General features: G+C 71.6%; 1 protein-coding gene. It reads left to right on the top strand.

Features of this window, described 5'->3' with window-relative positions; genetic code table 11:
- Positions 1-655 (top strand): calcium-binding protein (locus H0487_RS22765; protein WP_376766704.1); only part of this gene is annotated, 655 nt, incomplete at its 5' end.
- Between the last annotated feature and the right edge of the window lie 82 nt (positions 656-737).

Here is a 737-nt window from a genome sequence, read left to right as displayed (position 1 = left end):
GGCCGGCATCGACGAGATCTCGTACGCCGACCGGACCGGCACGGTCCGGGTGACGTTGGTCGGCGGAGTGGACGACGGAGCCGCCGGCGAGGCCGACTCCGTCGTGGCGGTCGAGAATGCGCGCGGAGGAGCCGGCAAGGACACCTTGATCGGGACCGCCGGAGCGAACGTGCTCAGTGGCAGTGCCGGGAACGACACGATCACCGACGGGCTCGGACCGGACGTCGTGCTCGGTGGCGACGGCGACGACGTCTTCCTGCAAGGCGCGATCGCGGACCCGAACGACGAGTTCACCGGCGGCCTCGGTGCCGACACCATCTCCTACGCGTCGCGGGCGACGGCGACCCGGATCGAGCTCCACAACGGGCAGCTGGGCAACGGCGCGCCCGAGGAGAACGACAGCGCCGACCAGATCGAGCGGGCGACGGGCGGCTCCGGCGACGACAACATCGTCGGCGACGGGTTCGACAACCTGCTGCGCGGCGGGGCGGGCAACGACAGCATCGTCGCCCTGGCCGGGGCCGACACGCTCCACGGCGACGCCGGCGACGACCAGCTCGACACCACCGACGGGACCGGCGGCAACGACGTCTCCCACGGTGGCCCGGGCGACGACGTCTTCTTCCACGACGTCGGCGACATCACCAACCAGTGACCACTCCTCGTTGCCACCACGCCCGAAGCGGCTCGGCGGGGGCATAGACGCAGTGAAGCCCGGGTCCGTGAGGACCCGGGCT

The sequence above is a fragment of the Nocardioides stalactiti genome, assembly GCF_014180715.1.
Lineage (GTDB): Bacteria > Actinomycetota > Actinomycetes > Propionibacteriales > Nocardioidaceae > Nocardioides > Nocardioides stalactiti.
The sequence above is the reverse complement of the archived record's forward strand: the minus strand, read 5'-3'. Positions and strand labels throughout refer to the sequence as shown.